14 protein-coding genes are annotated in these 24,107 nt (G+C 63.2%); 8 read left to right on the forward strand and 6 right to left on the reverse strand.

Features of this window, described 5'->3' with window-relative positions; genetic code table 11:
- Positions 1–259 precede the first annotated feature (259 nt).
- The 3 genes from UIB01_RS10805 (at position 260) to UIB01_RS10815 (ending at position 3,694) form a co-directional block, all read left to right on the forward strand.
- Complete coding sequence (locus UIB01_RS10805) at positions 260–1,603, forward strand: alanine/glycine:cation symporter family protein (RefSeq protein ID WP_038660016.1); 1,344 nt, start codon at positions 260–262, stop codon at positions 1,601–1,603.
- Between the two features lie 86 nt (positions 1,604–1,689).
- Complete coding sequence (gene tpx / locus UIB01_RS10810) at positions 1,690–2,190, forward strand: thiol peroxidase (RefSeq protein WP_038660019.1); 501 nt, start codon at positions 1,690–1,692, stop codon at positions 2,188–2,190.
- A gap of 316 nt (positions 2,191–2,506) precedes the next feature.
- Positions 2,507–3,694, forward strand: coding sequence for an NAD(P)-dependent oxidoreductase (locus UIB01_RS10815; RefSeq protein WP_038660020.1), 1,188 nt, complete (start codon positions 2,507–2,509; stop codon positions 3,692–3,694).
- Positions 3,695–3,797: 103 nt separating this feature from the next.
- Here the strand turns inward: UIB01_RS10815 and murJ are convergent, their stop codons facing one another.
- Positions 3,798–5,264 carry a murein biosynthesis integral membrane protein MurJ gene (gene murJ / locus UIB01_RS10820; RefSeq protein WP_038660023.1) on the reverse strand — a complete coding sequence of 489 codons (1,467 nt, stop codon included), beginning with the start codon at positions 5,262–5,264 and terminating at the stop codon, positions 3,798–3,800.
- Between the two features lie 280 nt (positions 5,265–5,544).
- On the opposite strand from murJ, the gene UIB01_RS10825 reads away from it, so the two are divergent.
- The 4 genes from UIB01_RS10825 to UIB01_RS10840 are packed head-to-tail and all read left to right on the forward strand — an operon-like array spanning position 5,545 to position 14,486.
- Entirely contained in the window at positions 5,545–6,786 is a 1,242-nt protein-coding gene (locus tag UIB01_RS10825) for an MdtA/MuxA family multidrug efflux RND transporter periplasmic adaptor subunit (RefSeq protein WP_038660026.1), read from the forward strand.
- Positions 6,783–9,863, forward strand: a complete 3,081-nt coding sequence (locus tag UIB01_RS10830) for an MdtB/MuxB family multidrug efflux RND transporter permease subunit (protein ID WP_038660029.1) — start codon at positions 6,783–6,785, stop codon at positions 9,861–9,863. Before UIB01_RS10825 ends, UIB01_RS10830 begins: the two co-directional genes overlap by 4 nt.
- 28 nt (positions 9,864–9,891) lie before the next feature.
- Positions 9,892–12,996 carry an efflux RND transporter permease subunit gene (locus tag UIB01_RS10835; RefSeq protein ID WP_038660033.1) on the forward strand — a complete coding sequence of 1,035 codons (3,105 nt, stop codon included), beginning with the start codon at positions 9,892–9,894 and terminating at the stop codon, positions 12,994–12,996.
- Positions 12,993–14,486 (forward strand): efflux transporter outer membrane subunit, encoded by a 1,494-nt coding sequence (locus tag UIB01_RS10840; protein ID WP_038660037.1) that lies wholly within the window; start codon positions 12,993–12,995, stop codon positions 14,484–14,486. Before UIB01_RS10835 ends, UIB01_RS10840 begins: the two co-directional genes overlap by 4 nt.
- Before the next feature lie 74 nt (positions 14,487–14,560).
- Here UIB01_RS10840 and UIB01_RS10845 read toward each other — a convergent pair whose 3' ends face one another.
- From UIB01_RS10845 to UIB01_RS10865, 5 genes are all read right to left on the reverse strand, one after another.
- Positions 14,561–15,553 carry a TRAP transporter substrate-binding protein gene (locus UIB01_RS10845; RefSeq protein WP_038660040.1) on the reverse strand — a complete coding sequence of 331 codons (993 nt, stop codon included), beginning with the start codon at positions 15,551–15,553 and terminating at the stop codon, positions 14,561–14,563.
- A gap of 147 nt (positions 15,554–15,700) precedes the next feature.
- The gene (locus tag UIB01_RS10850) at positions 15,701–17,149 is read right to left on the reverse strand and encodes an efflux transporter outer membrane subunit (RefSeq protein WP_038660044.1); all 1,449 of its coding nucleotides are present in this window, start codon (positions 17,147–17,149) and stop codon (positions 15,701–15,703) included.
- A complete protein-coding gene (locus UIB01_RS10855; protein WP_038660047.1) occupies positions 17,146–20,316 on the reverse strand; it encodes an efflux RND transporter permease subunit in 3,171 nt (1,056 codons plus the stop codon). Before UIB01_RS10855 ends, UIB01_RS10850 begins: the two co-directional genes overlap by 4 nt.
- Positions 20,317–20,413: 97 nt before the next feature.
- Positions 20,414–21,643: a multidrug efflux RND transporter periplasmic adaptor subunit MexE gene (mexE, locus tag UIB01_RS10860; RefSeq protein ID WP_038660050.1), complete on the reverse strand. Its 1,230-nt coding sequence runs from the start codon at positions 21,641–21,643 to the stop codon at positions 20,414–20,416.
- A 232-nt stretch (positions 21,644–21,875) separates the two neighbouring features.
- Complete coding sequence (locus tag UIB01_RS10865; protein WP_014820192.1) at positions 21,876–22,793, reverse strand: LysR substrate-binding domain-containing protein; 918 nt, start codon at positions 22,791–22,793, stop codon at positions 21,876–21,878.
- Positions 22,794–23,057: 264 nt separating this feature from the next.
- On the opposite strand from UIB01_RS10865, the gene UIB01_RS10870 reads away from it, so the two are divergent.
- Positions 23,058–24,074 carry a zinc-dependent alcohol dehydrogenase family protein gene (locus UIB01_RS10870; protein ID WP_038660054.1) on the forward strand — a complete coding sequence of 339 codons (1,017 nt, stop codon included), beginning with the start codon at positions 23,058–23,060 and terminating at the stop codon, positions 24,072–24,074.
- The last annotated feature ends 33 nt before the right edge of the window (positions 24,075–24,107 follow it).

A 24,107-nucleotide genomic window follows, 5' to 3' on the forward strand; every position in this document is an offset into this window, starting at 1 on the left:
ATTGCCCTGAGCCCAACGAGCGAATGCAGTGGTAGCATCCACGCTTCCGACCGTCGCGGTTATAACCGCGCAACGCTCTAGCACGAGTCTTGCAATGCGCCTGCCGACCTCGGCGCTGCGTAAGGCTCCAGAGGCGGATTGGAATCGTCGTTACCCGGTCGCTGAAAAACCACCGCCACAAGCGTCATGTTTTTCAACGACTCGAAGGTAGCGCGACCCTAACGCGAGGGAACTCGCTTATAAGAAATAAGGTGCTCGAATGGAATTTCTGAACAACCTCGTAAATAGCGTCAATGGCCTCGTCTGGGGCCCGCCCATGCTGGTGCTGATCCTTGGCACCGGTCTGTTCCTGATGATCTTCCTCAAGTTCATGCCATTGACACGCATCCCGACCGGCTTTGCGCTGATGTGGGGTGGACGTACCAAGGGCGACGAAGCAACGGGCGAGATCAGTCCGTTCCAGGCACTGATGACCTCGCTGGCGGCAACCGTTGGTACCGGCAACATTGCCGGTGTGGCCACCGCGATCTTCCTCGGCGGCCCGGGTGCGTTGTTCTGGATGTGGTGCACTGCGCTGGTCGGTATGGCCACCAAGTACTGCGAAGTCGTGCTGGCAGTTCACTACCGCGAGAAGGACGACCGAGGCGAGCATGTCGGCGGTCCGATGTATGCCATCAAGAACGGCCTGGGCAAGAAGTGGGTCTGGCTGGGAACGGCCTTCGCCATCTTCGGCGGTCTGGCGGGCTTCGGCATCGGCAACATGGTGCAGGTCAACAGCATGGCCCACGCCCTGGAAACCACCTTCTCGGTACCGTTGTGGGCGACAGGCCTGGTCACCATGGTGATCGTCGGCCTGGTGATCCTGGGTGGTATCCGCCGCATCGGCGTGGTGGCTGCATCGCTCGTTCCGTTTATGTGCCTGGCCTACCTGATCGCCGCTGCGGTGGTGCTGGTAGTGAATGTCTCTGCAATTCCGGCAGCATTCGACCTGATCTTCACCCACGCCTTCACCCCGATCGCTGCCACCGGCGGCTTCGCCGGTGCTGCGGTCATGGCGGCAATTCGCTTTGGTGTCGCCCGCGGCATCTTCTCCAACGAGGCGGGCCTCGGCACGGCCGGTATCGCCCAGGCTGCTGGCACCACCACCAGTTCGGTACGCTCGGGCATGATCGGCATGCTGGGGACGTTCATCGACACCATCATCGTCTGCTCGATGACCGGTCTGGCGATCATCTGCACTGGCGTCTGGACCAGCGGCGAAAGTGGGGCCGCACTGTCCGCAGCGGCCTTCGAATCAGCCATGCCAGGTATCGGTGGCATCATCCTGACCATCGCCCTGGTGGTCTTCGCCTTCACTACCATCCTCGGCTGGAGCTATTTCGGTGAGAAGTGCTGGGAGTTTCTGGTCGGCACCCGGGCCATTTGGCCGTTTCGAGTGATCTGGGTACTGGCCGTGCCGTTCGGTGCCATCGCTCAACTCGACTTCGCCTGGCTACTCGCCGATACGCTCAACGGTCTGATGGCGATCCCCAATCTGATCTCGCTGCTGCTGCTGAGTCCGGTGGTGGTCAAGCTGACCAAGGAATATTTCGCACGTAGTTGATGTCCGATATCGGCCATCTTCCAAAGCCGTGGGGCTGATGAGGTTCCACGGCTTTTTTCTGCCTCTGTGTATCAAGGAGACAAGTAATGACTGAAATCACTCTGAAAGGCGCGCCCGTCCAGGTAGCCGGTGACTTCCCGCAAGTCGGCCAGCAGGCCAAGGCATTCAGCCTGGTTGGCGCGGATCTCGCCGATGTCGAACTCTCGGCGTTCGCCGGCAAGCGCAAGATCCTCAATATTTTCCCGAGCATCGATACCCCGACCTGTGCCACTTCGGTGCGCAAGTTCAATACCCAGGCCAATGCACTGGCGAATACCGTGGTGCTTTGTATTTCCGCCGACCTGCCGTTCGCGCAGAAGCGCTTCTGCGGCGCTGAGGGGCTGGAAAATGTGGTCAACCTGTCGACCATGCGCGGCGCCGAGTTTCTCGTGAACTATGGCGTGGCCATTGCCAGCGGCCCTCTGGCAGGTGTTGCAGCGCGTGCAGTTGTCGTGCTGGACGAGCAGGATCGCGTGCTGCATAGCGAACTGGTCAGCGAGATTGGCAGCGAGCCGAACTACGAGGCGGCAATCGCTTCGCTCAGCTGAGTCTACGGACTAGCAACACCCAGACGGCGAGCTGCTCATCCGAGCACTCGCCTTTTGTTTTCTGGCGGCAGAAAACCATCAACAGCCGACCAACCGCTTGTCAGCGTCAATTAGCGCAATCCCTCGCCGGCAACTAATTTCAACCACGCCACCCGCCTCAGGAGTTCCGGGTGTGTGGAGAAGTCTGCAGAAGTGGCAAATAGGCAGCTTTTCAAAAATCTTTTCGCGCAGCTGCTGTCATAGCGCTGATGCCCATTGAATGGATTCACTTATGCCTACTTCAGATATCAAGAGAATTGGCGTTTCCGGAACCGGAATGATCGCCCACGGTTTTGTGCGGTTGATCAGGAACCACTATCCGGACATGCAAATATCCCGCGTCCTGACCCGCCGCCCGCTTTCCTCGATGGCTGACTTTCCGCTTGCGGATGTACTCACCAATTCGTTGGACGAGTTGATCGACCACTCCGATCTTATCGTCGAATGCAGCGGTGACGTGTTCCACGGAACATCCGTCATCGAGCGCGCCTTCGAAGCCGGGTTGCCGGTTGTCACAGTCAACGCCGAACTGCAGGTGACCACCGGCTCGTATCTGGCCGGGAAAGGGTTCATCACCGAAGCGGAGGGCGATCAGCCGGGGTCGCTTGCCGCGTTGCGTGAAGACGCGCTGCAGATGGGCTTCGAGCCGCTGGTATACGGCAATATGAAGGGCTACCTGAACCATGATCCTTCTCCTGAGGACATGGTGTATTGGGCCAACCGCCAGGGCATCAGCGTCGACCAGACCACCTCATTCACCGATGGCACCAAGGTGCAGATCGAGCAGGTGATCATCGGCAACGGTCTCGGCGCGACCATCACCCGTCAGGGCATGGAAGGGTTGGCTTCGACCAATCTGGACGATAGCGCCAGTCTGCTAGGCATGATGGCCGAGCGGGTAGGGCAGCCGATCGTCGATTACGTCATTCCTTCCGGCTATCCGGCCGGTGGCGTGTTTCTGGTCGGCAAGCACGACGAGGATCAGGCACGGGCCATCGAGTACTTCAAACTTGGCCGTGGCCCGTTTTACACCTTGGTGCGTCCATTCCATCTCTGCTCGCTCGAGGTTGGCAAGACTGTGCGCCGCGTACTGAACGGCGGCGGCGTGCTGCTCAACAACTCCACTGAACCGACCCTTGGCGTTGCCGCCATTGCCAAGCGCGCAATGAAGCCTGGCGAACTGATCGAGCGCGGCATCGGTGGTTTCCAGTTCCGCGGCGAGGCGATCAAACTGGCCCAGCATCCGGATCACGTCCCTATCGGGCTGCTGCGCAAGACTGCTCTCAAGCGCGCTGTCGAGCCGGGCCAGATCATTACCTTCGACGACATCGACATCCTGCCAAGCCGCGCGCTGGATATCGTCATGGAACAGCGCAAGCCGCGCCTGATCGAGGTTGAGAACAGTTCTTCAAATTGGGCTGCACCGGGCATCAATACGATGGGAATGCTTGCTTTCGGAGGCTGAGCGTCGCGTCAACAAAAAGGCCGCTGTCATCAGTCAGCGGCCTTTTTTTGTGTTGCGTTTTATGGGTATCTAACGCGGCGACTAGGTAATCGTCTCCGCAGCGTCAGACGTTCCGCATGGACCAATAGCTCGGCCTGAATAGGTCACGCTCGCCGAGCAGCCCGACCCCGGCAGCGAAGGCGACCAGCACCATCGCGATATACAGGCACAGTTCGATAAGGCCATGCGGTTGCGGGACAAAGTGCAGCCCGACGACCAGGGCGCTGGCGGTAACGGTCCAGCGCATCAATACACGCAGGCCCAGCGCTGCAGGAGCAGATCGATGCACGTAGAGCCCCATGAACAGCGCTTGCAGAAATGCACCAGCGGAGAAGGCCAGCGCCAGCCCTTCAGCGCCGTAAGGGCGGTATAACAATGCGTCGAGGCCAATGGTCATTGATGAACTGATCAACGTGATGATGAAAAACAGCCGTCCTTGTTGTTGCGCCAGTAGGGCGCGGCCCCAGAGCAACGCCAATCCCATGGCTGGCAGCCCCAATCCATAGAGCGCAACTAGCGGCGCTGTAGCACTGGTTTGCTCGGCGCCGAATTCGCCACGCTCCAACAGCACCGTCACCACTGTTTCGGGGAAGGAACTGAGCACGACGGCAGCTGGGACCAGGAACAGCAGAGTGGCCAGCAGTCCCTTGCGGATAGTTGCGGCGAAAGCGTCATGGTCATTGTCATGCCAGCTGGATGCGAACTTCGGGAACAGTACCGCAAGAATCGACAGTGCATAGAGCGTCAGCGGAATGGTTACGATTCGGTAGGAGAACGACAGCATCGTGATGGTGCCATCCTCCAGATAGGAGGCGAAGATCCGCTCAGCCAGGATGCACGCTTGCTGCGCGCCAGCAGCGAGCAATACCGGGGCCAAAGCCTTGCCGAAGTCGCCGCCACGGCCTTTGCCCGCCGCCTTACTGCAGCCGCTCAAATATCCGAGGCGTCGGTGCTGCAGCACGATGAGCATCACCTGCGGCAGTAGCATGCCGGCGAAAATAATAATGCCCTGAGGTCCGAAGATTAGGATCCCGATGATCGCACCCGCGTTGAGCAGTACCGTGCGGGTCATCGGCAGTATGAAAACGCCGTCCATGTTTAGCAGGGCGCTTTGGCAGTAAATTACTGCTTGCACCGCGATCAGCACTGCGCCCGCACAGAAAACCAGTTGCCCGGCGTCGAGCTGGGCGGCGTTCCACCCCGGAGCCAGCAGGCTGAGAATCCAGTAATTGCCGGCGATGATAAGTACGGCAACGGCCAAGCCCGCGAGGCTGATACGCCAGTACAGCCAGCGAGCAACTGCCCTGAATACCTCATCGGACTGGCTGCGCAATCTTTGGAGATACGGAATCATCGCGTCGCGCAGCGCCAATCCGAGAAAGTTCTCGAAGAACAGCGGCAGGATCAACGCGACGAAGATCAGGTCAGCGTCCCAACTGATGCCGAATTCGCGCGCGATGAAGATATCCCGCAAGAAGCCGAGGAGAAAACTGGCTATGGTGAGCGCCAGGATGACCAGTGAAGTGTTCATTCCTTGATCCTTTACAGCCATCCAGAGGTGGCTGGTTAACGACACGACAACGTCCAATGCGACGTGCTGCAGGTGAAAGCCTGGTCACTAGCGTTGGCGTACAAGCCAAAGGCCAGTAAGTCGAACGGTAGATAGACTGGGCGTTAATGCCTTGGTTCCAACCCGAATCGGTTCCTTGGGCCCGATCAAATGTGTCGATACGTAAAAATGCCGTAAAGGCACTTTGCGAGTGGTTCGCGACTGCTTATGGTTCACGCTCCTTTTCAAGCGAACGCCGTTCATGTCCGAGGCTCACTCTACTTCCGCTCGTTTCAGCCTTCGCTGGCTGTTCCTAATTCTCGCCGTAGCCGTTATCGGCTTGTTGGTCTGGTGGCTATGGCCCGCACCTCAGGAAACGCCGCAGCGTCCCGGTGGCCGGCCAGGTTTCGGTGCGTTCGGCGGGCCGGTTCCCGTGCGTGTCGCCAAGGTGGAACAGGGCGAGTTCGAAGTGTTCAACAAGGCACTCGGCAGCGTAACGCCGCTCAATACCGTGAATCTGCGCAGCCGCGTAGGCGGAGAGCTGGTCGAGCTGCGTTTCGAGGAAGGCCAACGCGTCAAGAAGGGTGACTTGCTCGCCGTCATCGATCCGCGCCCCTACAAGGTTGCATTGCAGCAGGCAGAAGGCACCTTGCAGCAGAACCGCGCTCAGCTGAAGAACGCCCAGGTCGATTTCGAGCGCTACCGTGGGCTCTTCGCCGATGACAGCATCGCCAAGCAGACACTCGACACCCAGGAAGCGCTGGTCAGTCAGTACCAGGGCACACTGGCGGCCAATCAGGCGTCGGTCAACGAGGCGCGGCTGAACCTGGAGTTCACGCAGATTCGCTCGCCTATCGACGGTCGCGTCGGCCTGCGCCAGCTCGATGCAGGCAACTTGGTCGCTGCGAACGACACCACGCCGCTGGTGGTGATCACCCAGACCCAGCCGATCTCGATCAGCTTCACCTTGCCTGAGGGCGATCTGCTGCCGGTGCTTACGCGTTATCGCCAGGGTGAAAAGCTCGTCGTCCAGGCTTGGGATCGTGGTGAAAAGGTCATGCTCGGTGAGGGTGTCCTGGAGAGTATCGACAACCAGATCGACGCCACTACCGGCACGCTGCGCCTGAAAGCACGTTTCGACAACGAAGCGGAACTGCTCATCCCCAATCAGTTCGTCAACGTGCGCCTGCGCGTCGAAACGCAGACCGATGCGGTGCTGATCCCATCGGCTGCCCTGCAGTTCGGCTCGCGTGGCACCTTTGCCTATGTCGTGGGTGAGGACAACAAGGTGCAGCTGCGCCTGCTCAAGGCTGGGCCGAGCAATGGCGAAACAACTGTGGTGTTGGAGGGGCTGGAGGTCGGCGAGCGCGTAGTGATGGAAGGTACCGACCGCCTGCGCGATGGCGCCGACGTCGAGGTGGTCGGCAGCCGGCGCATGGCTGAAGAGGCGGCCGAGAATCCTGTTCTGGGTGGTGGCGAGGCAGCGGAGCGCGAGGAGCGATGAACATCTCCCGGTTGTTCATCCTGCGGCCGGTCGCGACCACGCTAAGCATGGTCGCGATCCTGCTGGCCGGGTTGATCGCCTACAAGCTGCTGCCGGTGGCTGCGCTGCCACAGGTGGACTACCCGACCATCCGCGTGATGACGCTTTACCCCGGCGCCAGTCCCGAGGTCATGACCAGCGCCGTCACCGCGCCGCTGGAGCGGCAATTCGGTCAGATGCCGGGCCTTGCCCAGCTGTCATCCACCAGCTCCGGCGGCGCCTCGGTGATTACCTTGCGTTTCTCGCTGGACGTGGCGCTGGATGTGGCGGAGCAGGAAGTGCAGGCGGCGATCAACGCGGCGAACAACCTGCTGCCCAACGATTTGCCGGCGCCGCCGGTGTACAACAAGGTCAATCCGGCCGACACGCCGGTGCTGACCCTGGCGGTGACCTCAGAATCGCTGCCGCTGCCCAAGCTGCATGATCTGGTCGATACGCGCATGGCGCAGAAGCTGGCGCAGATCAACGGTGTTGGCATGGTCAGCATCGCCGGTGGCCAGCGCCCAGCGGTGCGTATCCGCACCAATCCCGAAGCACTGGCGGCCTACGGCCTGTCGCTGGCCGATGTGCGCTCGCTGATCACCAGCTCCAACGTCAACCAGCCCAAGGGCAACTTCGATGGCCCGACCCGGGTGTCGATGCTCGATGCCAACGACCAGCTGAAGACGCCGGCGGAATACGCCGAGCTGATTCTGACCTATCAGGACGGCGCCGCACTGCGCCTCAAAGATGTGGCTGATATCGTCGACGGCGCCGAGAATGAGCGTCTTGCCGCCTGGGCCAACGACAGCCAGGCGGTACTGTTGAATGTCCAGCGTCAGCCCGGCGCCAACGTCATCGACGTGGTCGAGCGCATCCAGGTGCTGCTGCCGGAAGTAAAGGCCAGCATGCCGGCTGGGCTCGACGTGGTGGTGCTCACCGACCGAACCCAGACCATCCGCGCCGCGGTCACCGATGTGCAGCACGAGCTGATGCTCGCCACCTTTCTGGTGGTGATGGTGACCTTCGTTTTCCTCAAGAAGCTCTCGGCCACCGTGATCCCGTCGATCGCGGTGCCGCTGTCGCTGGTCGGCACCTTTGCAGTGATGTACCTCTGCGGCTTCTCACTGAACAACCTGACGCTGATGGCACTGACCATCGCCACCGGCTTCGTGGTGGACGATGCCATCGTCATGCTAGAGAACATCGCGCGGCATCTGGAGGAGGGCGAGACACCGCTCAACGCCGCGCTGAAGGGCGCGCGCCAGATCGGCTTCACCCTTATTTCCCTGACCTTCTCGCTGATCGCCGTACTGATTCCGCTGCTGTTCATGCAGGACGTGGTGGGACGACTGTTCCGTGAATTCGCCATCACCCTGGCGGTGGCGATTCTGATCTCGCTGGTAGTGTCGCTGACGCTGACCCCGATGATGTGCGCCAAGCTGCTCAAACCGCAGACCGCAGCCGAGGCCAAACCGGATTGGGTCGAGCGGCTGATCGGCCGTTACTCGCGCTGGCTGACCTGGGTGCTGCGCCATCAGACGCTGACCCTGCTGGTGGCGGTCGGGACGCTTGGCTTGACCGTCGTGCTCTATCTTGCCGTACCCAAGGGCTTCTTCCCGGTGCAGGACACCGGCGTGATCCAGGGCATCAGCGAGGCGCCGCAGTCGATCTCTTTCCGTGCCATGAGCGAACGCCAGCAGGCACTGGCACGGGTCATTCTGGCCGATCCGGCGGTGGAAAGCCTGTCGTCCTATATCGGGGTGGACGGCGACAACGTCACGCTCAACAGTGGCCGTCTGCTGATCAACCTCAAGCCCCACGGCGAGCGCGACCTGACCGCCAGCCAGATCATCGACCGGCTGCGACCGGAGCTGGCCAAGGTGCCAGGTATCGAGCTGTACCTGCAGCCGGTGCAGGATCTATCCATCGAGGATCGGGTCAGCCGCACGCAGTTTCAGTTCAGCCTGGAAACCCCGGACGGCGAACTGCTACAGGAATGGACGCCACGCCTTGTCGAGGCGCTGCGAGAGCGGCCGGAACTGACCGATGTCGCCAGCGACCTGCAGAGCAACGGCCTGCAGATCTACCTGGACATCGACCGCGACGCCGCGGCGCGCCTGGGTATCCAGGTCGCGGACATCACCGATGCGCTGTACGACGCCTTCGGCCAGCGGCAGATCTCCACCATCTTCACCCAGGCCAGCCAGTATCGCGTGGTGCTGGAAGCGGAAGCCGGCAACCGCCTCGGCCCGCAGGCGCTGGAGCAGCTGTTCGTGCAGAGCGAAGGCGGTACGCCGGTGCGGCTGTCCAGCCTGGCAACCCTGGAGCAGCGCAAAGCGCCACTGCTGATCAACCATATCGGCCAGTTCCCGGCGGTTACGCTGTCCTTCAACCTGGCCAGCGGCGTGTCGCTGGGCAAGGCGGTCGAGGTGATTGAAGCGGTGGAGCAGGAGATCGGCCTGCCCGCGGGCATCCAGACGCGCTTCCAAGGTGCTGCCGAGGCGTTCCGCGCCTCGCTGTCGAGCACGCTGCTGCTGATCCTCGCAGCGGTGGTGACCATGTACATCGTGCTCGGCGTGCTCTACGAGAGCTATATCCACCCGATCACCATCCTCTCCACGCTGCCCTCGGCGGCGGTCGGCGCCTTGCTAGCCTTGTTGCTGACCGGTAACGACCTCGGGCTGATCGCGATCATCGGCATCATCCTCCTGATCGGCATCGTCAAGAAGAACGCGATCATGATGATCGACTTCGCCCTGGAGGCCGAACGGCAGCAGGGCATGAGTCCGCAGGACGCGATCTATCGCGCGGCGCTGCTGCGTTTCCGGCCGATCCTGATGACCACGCTGGCGGCGCTGTTCGGTGCGATTCCGCTGATGTTGGCGTCCGGCTCCGGTGCCGAACTGCGACAACCACTGGGTCTGGTGTTGGTTGGCGGGCTGCTACTGAGTCAATTGCTGACGCTGTTCACCACGCCGGTGATCTACCTGTTCTTCGATCGCCTCGGACAGCGCTTCGGTCGCCGCCGCGAGACGCTGCAGGAGGCCGAAGCGTGAGCCAGCCTGCGACCTTGCGGGGGCGGGTATGAACCTTTCAGCCCCCTTCATCGCCCGCCCAGTGGCAACCATGTTGCTCAGCCTGGCCATCCTCTTGCTCGGTGGTGTCAGCTTCGGCCTGCTGCCGGTATCGCCGCTGCCGAACATGGATTTCCCGGTGATCACCGTGCAGGCCAGCCTCCCGGGTGCGAGCCCGGAAATCATGGCGTCCAGCGTGGCGACACCGCTGGAGCGTTCCCTGGGCAGTATCGCCGGCGTCAGCCAGATGACCAGTCGCAGCAGTCAGGGCTCGACGCGGATCATCATCCAGTTCGACCTCGAGCGCGACATCAATGGCGCTGCCCGCGATGTGCAGGCCGCCATCAATGCCGCGCGCAACCTGCTGCCCAGCGGCATGCGCAGCATGCCGACCTACCGCAAGATCAACCCCTCGCAGGCGCCGATCATGGTGCTCTCGCTGACCTCCGAGGTGCTGGACAAGGCCGAGCTATATGACATCGGCTCGACCATCCTGGCGCAGAAGTTGTCGCAGGTATCCGGCGTTGGCGAAATCCAAGTCGGCGGTAGTTCGCTGCCGGCGGTGCGTGTCGAACTGCAGCCTCAGCAACTCGAGCAGTACGGTATATCGCTGGACGAAGTGCGCCAGACCATCGCCAATGGCAATGTGCGGCGGCCCAAGGGCATGGTCGAGGATGCCGACCGCCACTGGCAGGTTCGCGCCAACGACCAGCTGCACCAGGCGGCCGACTACACGCCGCTGATAATCCGCTACCAGGACGGCGCCGCGTTGCGTCTCGGTGACGTTGCGCGGGTGCGGGATTCGGTGGAAGACCGCTACAACAGCGGTTTCTTCAACAACGAACAGGCCGTGCTGCTGATCGTCAACCGCCAGGCCGGCGCCAATATCATCGAGACCACCGAAGGCATCCGCCGCGAGCTGCCGGCGTTGCAGGCAATCATGCCGGGCAGCGTCGATCTGAACGTCGCCATGGACCGTTCGCCGGTGATCCGCGCCACGCTGCACGAGGCCGAACGCACGCTGCTGATCGCGGTGGGCCTGGTCATCGTGCTGGTATACCTGTTTCTCGGGCGCCTGCGCACCGCGCTGATTCCCGCGCTGGCGGTGCCGGTGTCGCTGGTCGGCACCTTTGCGGTGATGTACATGTTCGGCTTCTCGCTCAACGTGCTGTCGCTGATGGCGCTGATCCTCGCGGCCGGGCTGGTGGTGGACGACGCCATCGTGGTGCTGGAGAACATCGCCCGGCATATCGACGATGGCATGCCCCCGCTGAAGGCGGCCTACGTCGGCACCCGCGAGGTCGGTTTCACGCTGCTGTCGATGAACCTGTCGCTGGTGGTGGTGTTCGTCTCGATCCTCTACATGGGGGGCATCGTCGAGCGGCTGTTCCGCGAGTTCTCGATCACGTTGGCGGCGGCGATTCTGGTATCGCTGCTGGTCTCGCTGACACTGACGCCAATGCTTTGCGCGCGCTGGCTCAAACCGCATGAGCCGGAGAAAGAAGGGCGCCTGCAGCGCTGGAGCCACGATGCCCATCAGTGGTTGCTGCGTTACTACGATCGCTCGCTGAGCTGGGCGCTGCGTCATCGGCGCATCACCTTGCTCAGTCTGCTGGCGACCATTGCGTTGAACGTGGTGCTCTACGTGCAGGTGCCCAAGACATTTCTGCCGCAGCAGGACACTGGGCAGATCACCGGCTTCATCCGCGGCGACGATGGCATGTCGTTTCAGGTCATGCAGCCGAAGATGGAGATCTTCCGCAAGGCAGTGCTCGCCGATCCGGCGGTGGAGAGCGTGGCCGGCTTTATCGGCGGCCAGGGCGGCATCAACAATGCGTTCATGATCGTGCGGCTGAAACCGTTGAATGAGCGCGGTATTTCGGCGCAAAAGGTGATCGAGCGCATCCGCAAGAATCAGCCGAAGGTGCCCGGTGGACGGATGTTCCTCATGGCCGACCAGGACCTGCAATTCGGCGGTGGCCGGCAGAGTAGCTCGGCCTATGCCTATACGCTGTTGGCGAGCGACCTCAACGACCTGCGCACCTGGGTGCCACAGGTCACTCGAGCGCTGTCGGCGCTGCCGGAGCTCACCAGCATCGACGCCAATGACGGCGAAGGTGCGCAGCAGATCAGCCTGAAGATCGACCGTGACGCGGCCAAGCGTCTGGGTATCGACATGAGCACGGTGACCACGCTGCTCAACAACGCCTTCAGCCAGCGGCAGATTTCCACGATCTACGAGTCGCTGAACCAGTATCGGGTGGTCATGGAGATCGACCCGAGCTACGCGCAGTATCCGGAGGTGCTGGAGCAGATTCACGTGGTGACCAGTGACGGCCGCCGAGTGCCGCTGGCGGCCTTTGCCCGCTACGAGCGCAGCCTGGAAGAAGACCGCGTGAGCCACGATGGCCAGTTCGCAGCGGAAAACATCGACTTCGACCTCGCCCCCGGCGTCAGCCTTGACCAGGCGACCCTGGCCATCGAGCGCGCCGTGGCGGCCATCGGCATGCCCAGTGAGGTCCAGGGTCGTCTTGGCGGCACCGGCAGCGCATTCCAGACCACCCAGGAAGGGCAACCGCTGATGATTCTCGGCGCCTTGCTGCTGGTCTATATCGTGCTTGGCATCCTCTATGAGAGCTACATCCACCCGCTGACGATCCTTTCGACGCTGCCGTCGGCGGGCGTGGGCGCCTTGCTGGCGATCATCCTAACCGGCGATCAGTTCAGCCTGATCTCACTGCTCGGATTGTTCCTGCTGATCGGCGTGGTGAAGAAGAACGCGATCCTGATGATCGACCTGGCCTTGCAGTTCGAGCGCAACGACAAGCTGTCGCCCGCCGACTCGATCCATCGCGCCTGCCTGCTGCGCTTCCGGCCGATCCTGATGACCACCATGGCGGCGATTCTCGGCGCGCTGCCTTTGCTGCTCGGTGGCGCCGAGGGCGCCGAGATGCGCCAGCCGCTGGGCCTGACCATCATCGGCGGGCTGCTGCTGAGCCAGATCCTCACGCTCTACACCACGCCGGTGGTCTATCTGTACCTGGACCGTCTGCGCCATCGTTTCAACAGCTGGCGCGGTGTACGCACCGATGCCGCCCTGGAAAACTCGCTATGAACCCGTCGTCGTTGAACCCCTCATCGCTGAAGCATGCCCTGCGCCCCCTCGCTGTTGCTGTGCTCGCTCTGTCAATGGGAGCCTGCACGCTGGGGCCCGACTACCAACGGCCGGACCTGCCGGTGGCCGGCGAATTCAAGCAGGCCGAAGGCTGGAAACCCGCTGCGCCGGCCGACGCGCTGCAACGTGGCGAGTGGTGGCGGCTATACGGCGATGCCGAACTGGATGCCTTGGTAGCGCGGCTGAACGTCTCCAACCAGAACCTTGCTGCTGCCGAGGCGCAGTTCCGCCAGGCACGGGCGCTGGTGCGCGGCGCGCGCTCGCAGCTGTTTCCGATCCTGTCCGGCAGCGCTGGCGTCAGTCGTTCGGCCCAAGGCAGCAGTGGCACCAACAGCACCGGTAGTACTTTCAATGGTGGGGTGGGTAAAAGCTACGAGGCGGGCCTGAGCGCATCCTGGGAGGCCGATATCTGGGGTCGGCTGCGCCGCAACCTGGAAGCCAACCGAGCCAGCATGCAGGCCAGCGCCGCCGACCTCGCTGCGGTCAGGCTCAGCCTGCAGGCAGAACTGGTGCAGACCTATCTGCAGCTGCGTGTGATCGACGAACACCAGCGGCTGCTCGATCAGACGGTCGAAGCCTATGCACGCTCGCTGCGTCTGACCGAGAACCAGTATCGCGCAGGCATCGTGCCCAAGTCCGACGTCAGCCAGGCGCAGACGCAACTCAAGAGCACCCAAGCCCAGGCCATCGATCTCAGATGGCAGCGCGCGCAGATGGAGCATGCGATCGCCGTGCTCGTAGGCGTGGCGCCGTCGGAATTGGGCATTGCCGTGCGTGAGGACATTCCGCCGTTGCCGGCGATACCGCTCGCCGTGCCGTCGCAATTGCTCGAGCGCCGTCCGGATATCGCCTCCGGCGAGCGCCAGGTGATGGCGGCCAATGCCAACATCGGCGTCGCCGAAGCGGCCTGGTACCCGGACCTGACGCTGTCGGCCAGCGGTGGCTACCGCAACAGCAGCTTCAGCGACCTGTTCAGCGTACCCAACCGCTTCTGGTCGCTCGGCCCGCAACTCGCGCTGACACTGCTGGACTTCGGCAGCCGGCGCGCCGAACTCGAGCGTGCCGAAGCCAGCTACGACCAGACCGTGGCGAACTATCGGCAGACGGTGCTCGACAGCTTCCGTGAGGTCGAGGATTACCTGGTGCAGCTGCGCGTGCTGGAAGAGGAGGCAGTGGTTCAGCGTGAGGCTCTGGAGGCCGCGCAGGAATCGCTGCGTCTGATCGAGAACCAGTATCGGGCTGGTACCGTGGACTTCCTCAGCGTGGCGACGGTGCAGACTACGGCACTGAACAATCAGCGGACCAACCTGACATTGCTCGGCGACCGGTTGACCGCCAGTGTGCTGCTGATCGCTGCACTGGGCGGCGGCTGGGACAGCGCGCAGCTGGAGCAACAGCCAACGCTGTCGACGACACCCTCCATGCCCTAAGCATCAGCGAGTTTCGCCGCCCAACAAAAAGCCCCGCCTGATCGGCGGGGCTTCAGTGACGGCAGTTCGTTCGGTCAGTTGCGCTGCTTGCGATTGACCGTTTCAGCAGCCTTGATGATGTCCGCACCGATCACCGGTTCGAATTGCTGCCACACCGGACGCATCGCTTCACGCCAGCGCTCGCGCTCTTCCGGTGTCAGGGCGACGATTTCCGAAGTGCCGGCCTGGCGAATCCGCTCGCGATCCGCGCTGTTCAGCTCTTCAGCCTCGCGATTCACCATGAAGCTGACTTCGTCGAGGATCGCTTCGAGTTCGAAACGGATCTTGTGCGGCATGCCCATCCAGAAGCGTGTATTGCTCACCACCATGTAGTCGAGCACACCGTGATCGGTCTCGATGATGTAGGGCTGCACGGTGTGCATCTTCTTGCTGTAGATGTTCGACCAGGGATTCTCCGCGCCCTGTACGGTACCGGTACGCAGGGCGTCGTAGACATCGGCGAAGGCGATCTTCTGGGTCGATGCGCCGACAGCACCGAACTGTGCCTCGAGCACGGCCGACGGTTGAATGCGGAAGCTCAGCCCCGAGGCATCGCTCGGCAGGCGTAGCATGCGCGTTGCCGACAGCTGCTTCATGCCGTTGTGCCAGTAGGCCAGGCCGGTGATGTTCTTGTCTTCCATCGAACGCAGCAGCTGCTTGCCCTTGGTGCGCTTCTGAAAGCGGTTGACCGCCTCGATGTCGTCGAACAGGAAGGGCAGATCGAATACCTGCAGCTGCTTGGTGTACTGCTCGAACTTGGCCAGTGACGGCGCGAGCAACTGGACCTCGTCGTTGCGCAGCGCTTCCAGCTCGGTGGCATCACCAAACAGCGTTGAGTTGGGATAGACCTCGACGCGCACCTGGCCGGGCAAGCGCTCTTCGGCGAGACGCTTGAACATCAACGCACCTTTGCCCTTGGGTGTGTCGTCGGCCACTACGTGGGAGAACTTGATGACGATGGGCTCTGCCTGGGCACAGGCGCTAGCGAGCGCCAGCAAGACCCCGGCAAGCGTAATGATCGGCTTCATGAAAGACTCTTTATTCTGGTTGGTTGGCAGTGCATCCATGCGGACCGACCGCTAGGACGCGTCTAGGCTTTCAGCCGCCCCTTATGCCAAAGATAGGTGACGACTGAAAGCGCTTTCCCCAACCAACCCGACGGGAGCGGCACCGTGTCACAGTTTTGCCTGGTGTCCCTCCACTGGGGCCATCGCCGCGGTGCTGGCTCGAAGTGACTGACCGGTCACCTCCCATCCACCACCCAGTGCCTTGTACAGCGCGACTACCCCGCGATAGAGCTCGACCTCGGCCTGCGCCTGGGCGTCTTCGGCCGTCAGGCGCTCGCGTTCGGCATCCAACAACACGAGAAAGTCAGCTGTGCCTTCGCGATAGCGGATCTCCGCCTGCTTTGCGGCGGCACGGCTGGCGGTGGACTGGCGCAGCAATGAGAGCAGGCGCTGCTGAGCGTTGGCGTAGTCGCTAAAGGCGTTCTCCGACTCCTCCAAGGCCAGCAGGACCTGCTGTTCATAACTGGCCAGCGCTGCATCGGCATCGGCTTCGGCACCGCGCAGGCGGGCCCGCACACTGCCGAGGTCGAACGCCGCCCAGCTGATGCTCGGCGCCACGCCCCAGGCCCGCGCCGCGCTGGAACCGATCTGAGAACCGCGGCCGGCGACGAAGCCGAGAAAGCCCGACAGGCTCACGCGCGGAAACAGATCGGCCGTCGCCACGCCGACATCAGCCGTGGCCGCGGCAAGCTGGCGTTCCGCGGCACGGATATCCGGCCGCCGACGCAACAGCTCGCCGGGATCGCCAATCGGTAGCGCCTTGGCGATTGCCGGCAGGTCGCGTGGCGAAAGGTCGACGCTGAGCTGATCGGCGCGCTGGCCGAGCAGGGTGGCGATGCGGTTACGGGCGCGCGCCTGCAGTGCCTGTAACTGCGGCAGGCTGGCTTCGGTCGCCGCCAGCCTCGCGTCGGCGCGCAGCACATCCAGTTCGCTGCCTACACCCGCTTCGCGAAGCTGCTCTGTCAGCTCGTGGGAGTCGCGCTGAGTCGCCAGGTTGTCGCGGGCGATGCGCTCGCGCAACTGGGCACCGCGCAGCTGCCCGTAGGCATCCACCAGTTCGGCAATCAGGCTGACCTGCAGCTGATAGAGCTCGGCTTCGACGGCATCGGCCTGCGCCTCGCTGGATTCCAGGCGGCGCTGGATGCGGCCGAACAAGTCCAGCTCCCAGGCCATGTCCAGGCCAAGGTCATAGCGTTCGGCATTCACGCGCTGCTCGGTCACGCCCGGTTGCTGAGCCTTGCCGATATCGGCACTGGCACCGGCAGTGACAGTGGGCAGACGATCATTGCTGACGTCATCACGGATCGCCCGTGCGGCACGCAGGCGGGCATAGGCGATGCGCAGTTCGCGGTTCTCGGCCAGCGCTTCGCCGACCAGGGCATCCAGCGTCGGGTCTTCGAACTGTTGCCACCAGGCTGCCTCGAAGCGCGAGCGGTCGTAATCGCCACTCGCTGCATGGCTGATGCGCGCCGGTTCCGGTTGCGGTGCCCGGTAATCCGGGCCGACCGCGCAGGCGCTCAGTGCCAGAGTGAGAAGGGAAAGGGCGAAGAACTTCATGCGCGGGCCTCCTTGTAAACCGCTTTGCGGGCTTCGCGTTTCTCGACGAAGGCGCGAATCACCAGATAGAACACCGGGGTCAGCAACAGACCGAAGAAGGTCACCCCGAGCATGCCGCTGAACACCGCCACGCCCATAGCATGACGCATCTCGGCACCGGCCCCGCTGGAAAGCACCAGCGGCACCACACCCATGATGAAGGCGAAGCTGGTCATCAGGATCGGCCGCAGACGCAGGCGGCAGGCTTCGAGGATGGCGGCGAGCCGGTCCATGCCTTCTTCCTGCTTGTCCTTGGCGAACTCGACGATGAGGATCGCGTTCTTGCACGCCAGGCCCACCAGCACGATCAGGCCGATCTGGGTGAACACGTTGTTGTCGCTACCGGCCAGGATCACCCCGGTGATGGCAGAGAGCAGCGTCATCGGTACGATCAGGATCACCGCCAGCGGCAGGCTCCAGCTTTCGTATTGCGCCGCCAGCACCAGGAAGGCCAACAGCACGCAGAGCGGGAAGACGAAGATTGCGGTGTTGCCGGCAAGGATCTGCTGGTAGGTCAGCTCGGTCCACTCGTAGCTCATGCCATTCGGCAGTTCGGCCTTGAGCAGGCGCTCCATGGCCGCCTCGGCCTGACCGGAGCTGTAGCCCGGCGCGGCCGCGCCGTTGATCTCGGCGGTGAGGAAGCCGTTGTAGTGCATCACCCGATCCGGCCCGGCGCTGTCCGTAACGTTGACGAAGGTCGACAGCGGCACCATCTCGCCGCGGTTGTTGCGCACCTTCAGCTGACCGATCTGCTCCGGGGCCAGGCGGAACTTCTGGTCCGCCTGAACGTTGACCTGATAGGTACGGCCGAAGCGATTGAAGTCGTTGGCGTACAGCGAGCCGAGGTAGACCTGCATGGTGTCGAAGATCTCGTCGATCGGCACACCGTGGGTCTTGGCTTTTTCCCGGTCGATGTCGGCATCCACCTGCGGCACGTTCACCTGATAGCTGGTGAACAGGCCGGCCAGCTCCGGATAGTCGGCGCTCTTGGCGATGACGTTCTGTACCTGGCTGTACAGCTCCTCGTAGCCGAGGTTGCCGCGGTCCTGCACCTGCACGCGGAAGCCGCCTATGGTACCCAGGCCCTGTACGGGCGGCGGCGGGAAGATGGCGATGAAGGCATCCTGAATCTGCGCGAACTGGCCGTTCAGGTCCGCCGCGATGGCATTGGCCGAGAGTGACGGATCCTTGCGCTCATCGAAGGGCTTGAGCGGAGTGAAGACGATGCCGCTGTTCGGGCTGTTGGTGAAGCCGTTGATCGACAGGCCCGGGAAGGCCACGGTGTTCTCCACGCCCGGGTGCTTGCCGGCAATTTCCGACATGCGCTTGATCACGTCCTCGGTGCGGTCCAGGGTGGCGGCGTCCGGCAGCTGGGCGAAGGCGACCAGATACTGCTTGTCCTGCGGAGGCACGAAACCGGTCGGCGTGCTGGCGAAGCCCATGTAACCGAGGCCGACCAGTCCGACATAGACCACCAGGGCAATGCCGCTGCCGCGCAGTATGCGCCGCACCAGGCCGACGTAACCGTGGCTGGCGCGGTCGAACATGCGGTTGAACGGCGCGAACAGCCAGCCGCCAAAAATCCGATCGAGCAGACGCGAGAAGCCATCTTTTGGCGCGTCGTGCGACCTGAGGAGCGCTGCGGCCAGTGCCGGCGAAAGGGTCAGCGAGTTGAACGCCGAGATCACGGTGGAGATGGCGATGGTCAGCGCGAACTGCTGGTAGAACTGCCCGGTGAGGCCGGAAATGAATGCGGTCGGGATGAACACCGCGCAGAGCACCAGCGCCGTGGCGATGATCGGCCCGGTCACTTCCTTCATGGCCTGACGGGTCGCTTCCTCCGGCGACTTGCCGAGGCCGATGTTGCGCTCGACGTTTTCCACCACGACGATGGCGTCGTCCACCACGATGCCGATGGCCAGCACCAGGCCGAACAGCGACAGCGCGTTGAGCGAGAAGCCGAGCAGGTGCATGACCGCGAAGGTGCCGATCAGCGACACCGGCACGGCGGCCAGTGGAATGATCGAGGCGCGCCAGGTCTGCAGGAACAGGATCACCACCAGCACCACCAGCACGATGGCCTCGAGCAGGGTATGCACCACCGCTTCGATGGAGCCGCGCACGAAGATGGTCGGGTCGTAGACGATCTCGTAATCCACACCTTCCGGGAAGTCGCGTTTGAGCTCGGCCATGCGTGCGCGCACCGAGTCGGAGATCTCGATGGCGTTGGAACCCGGGCGCTGGAATACCGGAATGGCGACGGCCGGCTGGTTGTTCAGCAGCGAACGCAGCGCGTACTGGCTGGAGCCCAGCTCGACGCGGGCGATGTCCCGCAGGCGGGTGATCGAGCCGTCTTCGCCGGCGCGGATGATGATGTTCTCGAATTCCTCCTCGGTGACTAGGCGGCCCTGGGTGTTGATCGACAGTTGGAAGTCCGTCGCGCCCGGTGCCGGCGGTGCGCCCAGAGAACCTGCAGCGACCTGGCGGTTCTGCTCGCGAATCGCGTTGACCACGTCCGATGCGGTGAGGTTGCGCGAGGCGACCTTTTCCGGGTCGAGCCAGACGCGCAGGGAGTAATCGCCCATGCCGAACAGCTGCACATCGCCGATGCCATCCAGCCGCGCCAGCTCGTCCTTGACGTTGAGTGCGGCGTAGTTGGACAGGTAGAGCATGTCGTAGCGCTGATCCGGCGAGGTCAGGTGCACCACCATGGTCAGGTCCGGCGAGGCCTTGTCCACGGTCACGCCGAGGCGCTGCACCTCGGTGGGCAAGGTCGGCATGGTGCGCGTGACGCGGTTCTGCACCTGCACCTGGGCGTTGTCCAGATCAGTGCCCAGGCCGAAGGTGATGGTCAGGGTCAGCTTGCCGTCGGCGGTCGCCTGGGAGGACATGTAGAGCATGCCCTCGACGCCAGTGATGGCCTGTTCCAGCGGCGAGGCGACGGTTTCGCCGATCACCTTGGGGTTGGCGCCGGGGAAGTTGGCGCGTACCACCACGGTGGGCGGGACGACTTCGGGGTATTCGCTGATCGGCAGCTGGAACAGCGAGATGGCCCCGCCGATGAGGATCACCAGCGACAGCACGGCGGCGAAGATCGGCCGCTTGATGAAGAATTGCGAGAAATTCATGGCGCACTCCGGGGTAGGGCGCGCGTCTGGCGCCCTGGCGGATCGATCGGATTGGCGCGGCAGGCGCGCCGGAGTTCAGGTCAGTTGCGGGAGGTGCTCAGCTGCTAGGACGCTGAGCCAGGGTGCGCTCGACGACCTGCGGTTTCATCGCCTCGCTGATCGCACGGTTCTGTTGGCGCAGGGTGGCCAGCGTTTCGGCGTCGGCCATCGGCACTGATTCCGGCTGCACCGGGCTGCCCGGCCGCACACGCTGCAGACCGTTCACCACGATGCTTTCGCCCTTGGCCAGGCCGCTGCGGACGATGCGCAGCCCTTCGAGCTTGGGACCGAGCTCGACCGGCCGGTAGGCGACAGTGCCGTCTTCAGCCAGTACCAGGACGAACTTCTTGCCCAGATCTGTACCGACGGCGACGTCCTTGATCAGCACGGCGTCGTAGGTGGCGCTGCCGACCAGCTTCAGGCGTGCATACAGGCCGGGGGTGAAGCTGCCGTCACGGTTGTCGAACACGGCGCGACCGCGGATGGTGCCGGTGCGCGGGTCGACCTGGTTGTCGACGAAGTCCATGTGGCCCAGGTGCGGGTGGCCGTCCTCGCTGGACAGGCCTAGGTAGACCGGGGTCGCCTCGCCACGGTCGCCGTTGCGCGCCAGCTCGCGGTACTTGAGGTAGGTACGCTCATCGGCCTCGAAATAGGCATAGACCTTGTCGGTGGAGACCAGCGTGGTCAGCAGCGCCTCACCGGCGTTGACCAGGTTGCCGGCAGTGATCAGCGCCCGGCCGACGCGGCCTTCGATGGGCGCGGTCACGCGGGTGAAGGAGAGGTCAAGCTGAGCGCGGTCCAGTTGCGCCTGAATCGCGGCGGTTGCCGAGCGAGCTTCGCTGGCAGCACTGACGCGGGCATCGGCGAGTTCTGCCGAGATGGCATTCTTCTGCCGCAACCGTTCACCGCGTTCGGCCTCTGCCACGGTGCGCTGCTGCGTTGCGCGCGCCTGTTGCAGCTGTGCCTGCAGGCGTTTGACCTCGGCCTGGAACGGCCGCGGGTCGATCTGGAACAGGAGGTCGCCTTTCTTCACCAGCGTGCCTTCCTCGAAGGCCACTTTGTCGATGAAACCGGACACGCGCGGGCGAATCTCCACCGACTCCGGCGCCTCCAGGCGGCCAGTGAGTTCATCCCACTCGGTCACCTGTTGCTCGATGACTTCCGCGACGCTGACGGCGGGCGGCGGCATGCCCGCCTGGGTGGCCTCCGGTGCCTTGCCACAAGCGGCGGTGATCAGCACCGTCAGGGCGATAAGGGGAAAACGCAAGGCGTTGAACGAACGTTCCATGCTTGACTCCGCAAGTCGGATTTGTTGATGGCAGGAGTCTGCTCGGTCAAGCCGTTCAGCAAAAATCGAACGAGGCGAAGGTGAATATCATTGGCGGTGATGGTTAACGATTCGGAATCGGCGCCGGACGAGGTGCGCCATGCGGCAAATGCCGCTCCGGCGGACGCCTGTCAGTGCCTTGCCAGCGGTTAAGGACACCGAAACACAAAAGTGAAAAGCAAATGAAGCGGTTTTAAAGGCTGTCCGGATCACCAACGAACATCTGGATACGCGAGCGCAGCCAGCGTTCGGCGGGGTCGTTGTCCTGGGCGCCGCGCCAGGCCATGGACAGCTCGAAGTCCTGGCTGGTCTGGAACGGCAGCGGTTCGGCGCGCACGCCGCCATTGGCCGCCAGCGCGGCTGCCGCGTAATCCGGGACGGTGGCGATGATGTCGGTTCCGGCGAGCAGGCTGGCCAGGCCGTTGAACTGCGGCACCGCCAAGACCACCTTGCGCTTGCAGCCGTGCAGGGCCAGTTCCTCGTCGATATAGCCGTTGAGATCGCCGGCAAAGGAGACCATCGCATGCGGACGGCTGCAGTAGTCCTCCATGCTCAGCCGGCCGGGAATGCTGTCGGCACGCAGCAGCATCGGCTTGGGCCGGCGCAGTACCTTGCGTTTGGCATTGGCCGGCAGCTCCTCGGTGTAGCAGACGCCCACCGATATCTCACCGGACGCCAGCAGGCCGGGCATCAATAGATAGTTTGCGCGGCGCACCACCAGCACCACGTCCGGCGCTTCGGCGCGCAGGCGGCGCAGCAGCGGCGGTAGCAGGGCGAACTCGACTTCATCGGTCAGGCCGATGCGAAACACCTGGGTGCTGGTCGCCGGGTCGAAGGTCGAGGCGCGGCTGACGGCGGTGGAGATCGAGTCCAGCGCCGGTGAAAGCAGCTGAGCGATCTCCAGCGCGCGGGCGGTTGGCTCCATGCTGCGGCCGGTACGGACGAACAGCGGGTCGTCGAACAGCGTGCGCAATCGTGCCAGGGCGGCACTGATCGCCGGCTGGCCGAGAAACAGCTTCTCGGCTGCGCGGGTCACGCTGCGCTCGTGCATCAGCGTTTCGAAGACGATCAGCAGATTGAGGTCAACACGGCGAAGGTCGTTGCGATTCATACCTGGTTCACGTCGAGCCTGCAGCCGGACCAGGAGGCGTCCGGCTCTGGAGGGTGGTCTGCATTCTAGACAGCTTCGGTTACCAAGGGCATGCCCGATCCCGCTTTCGAAATGCACAAAGCTGCAATGCGTTGGCAAGCATACATACGTAGTTCCATCATTACTGCGCATGGGAACTATCGATGGGAATCCACGCCATCCGCTGGAGTTGTGACGATACTGACGATAGAGTCCGTTCGCACATGTAGTAAGTGAGGGGTCGAAATGTCCCGCATCATCCGTTTTCATCAGTTCGGCCCGGCCGACGTGCTGCGCCACGAGGAACGCGCAATGCCGGTTGCCGGCCCAGGCGAGGTGCTGATCGGCGTGCGCGCCATCGGCGTCAGCTGGAATGACGTGCTCTGGCGCCAGGACCTCGCGCCACGGCACGCGCGTCTGCCTGCCGGGCTCGGCAGCGAAGTGGCGGGCGAGGTGCTGGCGGTGGGTGAGGGCGTTCAGGGCTTCAGTGTCGGCGATCATGTTGCAGGCTTCCCGGCCCACGACCTCAATCAGTATCCGCTCTACGCCGAGCACGCGCTGTTGCCGCAACAGGCGCTGGTGCACTATCCGGACATGCTCAGCGCCAGCGAGGCGGCGATCCACTACACGCCGATGCTGGTCAGCTATTTCGCGCTGGTGGAGCTGGCTCAACTGGAGCCCGGCCAGTACGTGCTGATCAACCAGGCTGCGCATTGCACAGGACCGGCGGCGGTACAGCTGGCCAAGGCACTGGGCGGACGGGTAATCGCCACCTGTGACACCAGCGACGACCGTGACTATCTGCGTGAGCTGGGCGCGGAGACGGTGATCGTCACTGAAGAGGAAGACCTGGTCGGCCGTCTGCAGAAGGTGACCGAAGGCCGCGGCGTCGACGTGGTGCTGGATGCCTGTGGCGGCTCGCAGATGAAACTGCTCGGCGACGTCATGGCACCGCTGGGCAAGCTGATCCTCTATGGCATGAATGGCGGCAACGAAACGGCCCTGCCGGTCTGTGCGGCCTTCAAGAAGAACTTCAAGTTCTTCCTCCACTGCCTGTGCGACTTCACCGGGCAGCCGGAGCTGGGCATCGAGCAGAACCGTGAAGCCGTGGAGCGTGCGTTGAAGCATATCAACCAGCTCACCGTGGACCGGCTGATCTGGCCGCAGCTCGACCGCCAGTTCCCGTTCGAGCAGGCAGTCGAAGCCCACCAGTATGTGGAAAGCGGCGTACCTCGCGGCCGCGTCGTGCTGACGCTGAACTGACCATCCGAGGGCCCTGTACAGGGCCCTCTCATC

This window comes from Stutzerimonas decontaminans (assembly GCF_000661915.1).
GTDB lineage: Bacteria > Pseudomonadota > Gammaproteobacteria > Pseudomonadales > Pseudomonadaceae > Stutzerimonas > Stutzerimonas decontaminans.